The 1787-nt window shown below is 53.4% G+C and carries 3 protein-coding genes and 1 pseudogene; all 4 read right to left on the reverse strand.

Annotation, left to right across the window (positions count from 1 at the left end):
• Nucleotides 1-46: 46 nt before the first annotated feature.
• Entirely contained in the window at nucleotides 47-256 is a 210-nt protein-coding gene (locus J5224_RS26410) for a PaaI family thioesterase (RefSeq protein WP_264628137.1), read from the reverse strand.
• Nucleotides 257-270: 14 nt separating this feature from the next.
• On the reverse strand, nucleotides 271-741 hold the full coding sequence (locus J5224_RS26415; RefSeq protein ID WP_264628138.1) for a zinc-binding dehydrogenase: 471 nt from the start codon (nucleotides 739-741) through the stop codon (nucleotides 271-273).
• A 15-nt stretch (nucleotides 742-756) separates the two neighbouring features.
• Complete coding sequence (locus J5224_RS26420) at nucleotides 757-1305, reverse strand: quinone oxidoreductase family protein (protein ID WP_264628139.1); 549 nt, start codon at nucleotides 1303-1305, stop codon at nucleotides 757-759.
• A gap of 13 nt (nucleotides 1306-1318) precedes the next feature.
• Nucleotides 1319-1787, reverse strand: a pseudogene (locus J5224_RS26425) (ABC transporter substrate-binding protein); the annotation flags it as partial.

A 1787-nucleotide genomic window follows, 5' to 3' on the forward strand; every position in this document is an offset into this window, starting at 1 on the left:
GGTGATAATCCACATGCAGGTTGTAGGTGGGTACGCCTTTGCCTGTTCAGGAGAACAGCGCCCAGTCTGCAGCAAGGTCAACCAATGTGGCGAGAATGCCACCGTGAATATATTTCCCGTCAGGATTGACGATAAATTCATCGCGAAAAGGTACCTGTAGGGTTATTTCACCCTCGCCAGCGTGTTGTACTCTTAAGCCCAGCCATTGGTGATAAGGGCCTTTCAGTAATTTTTGTTCGATATCCTGTGCGTTCATGCTTTGTTTCCGAATCAGGGGGTAACAACCACTTTGCCTAATACTTCGCGGTCACGAATCAGTCGTAACCCTTCCACCGCTTGTTCCAGCGGTAGCACACGGTCAATCAATGGGGTAATGCTTCCTTCAGCGACCAGCGCCAGTAGCGCAGTCAGATTTTCTTCATAGAAGCTGTTGGAACCTTTGATGTTGAGCTCGAAACTCCAGACGTAGCGCAGATCCTCCTGAGGGTCATACCCTGCGGTGGCGCCACATACCAGCAGAGTGCCGCCACGTTTCAGACATTTCAGCGACGGGCGCCAGGTGTCTCCGCCGGTGAAGTTGATCACCACATCGACGCCACCTTCGTGGGTGCGCCGCTGTGGTTTGCCATATTTTTCAATGGCCCAGCGCGAGAAATCCTGTTCGCGGTAATTCACGACATGGTCAGCGCCAAGCGCCTGCAGAGCTATCGCTTTTTCATCACCCCCCGCGCACGCGATCACTTCTGCGCCGAGGTATTACGCCAGCACAATACAGGCGGTGCCGACACCACCACTGGCCCCGAGGATCAATACCCGGTCCCCGGCTTTGATGGTGTTGTGGGTGATTAACATGCGATGTGCAGTGCCATAGGCCACAGGAAGTGCGGCAGCCTGCTCGAAGGTAACGCCATCCGGCAAGGCGATAAGCTGACGCGCATCGACCAGCGCATACTCCGCCATGCCACCATCGGCCATTTCTCCCAGTAGACCAATACCCGGTTTTAGTGGGTTCACCAGCACCCGATCGCCAATGCGCCAGCCCGTCACGTCTTCACCGATGCTGTCGATGGTGCCGGCTAAATCGAGTCCTGGCACTACCGGCAGTGGGATTTTGATACCCGGCATCCCCTGTACAGTGAATACATCGTGGTAATTGAACGAGGATGCTCCTACACGTACCACCACATGTCCGGCCTGGGCTTGCGGTCGAGCTTTCTGGCTATCAATCTGTAATTGCTCGAGCCCACCATGTTGCTGTAATACCAATGCTTTCATCGTATTACTCGAAAAAAGTGTGTTACTCACGTACATCTCTCCGTTATTTCAGTTTTTTCGAAGCGAGATAAGGACGCTGATCAAACAAGTCGTTATTCAGCTCGCCTTTAATAGAACCGCTGCCTAACAGCACCGCGTGTTCACGTTTCAGGGTATCGATGTCAGCCGTTTCAAAGGACATCTGATTCATGCGGTCCCATAGGCTAACGTAGGCACGCGCCTGGTCTTCCGGCAGACTGGCTTTCACTTTAAGGATATTTACAACGTCATCAGGGTGAGCACGTCCCCAGTCCAGCGTGTCGCGCAGTGCCGCGATCACTTTTGCGACGGTTTCTGGCTGCTGGGTAAGCAATTCATTGCGCACGGTACCTACGCCGATATAGGGCTGAGCATCGCTGTGGGTCAGTTTTTTCCACTCATCCGCATAGGTACTGATAACCCGCAATTTCAGATCCGGTAATTGCTTTACCGTTAAGGACCGTAAGGCTGCTGCATCCACCTGCTTTTGCGCC

This window comes from Candidatus Symbiopectobacterium sp. NZEC135, assembly GCF_025962695.1.

Excerpts from the sequence above, each read along its gene's own strand:
- J5224_RS26410 (WP_264628137.1), bottom strand. The coding sequence starts at position 256 with ATGAACGCACAGGATATCGAACAAAAATTACTGAAAGGCCCTTATCAC.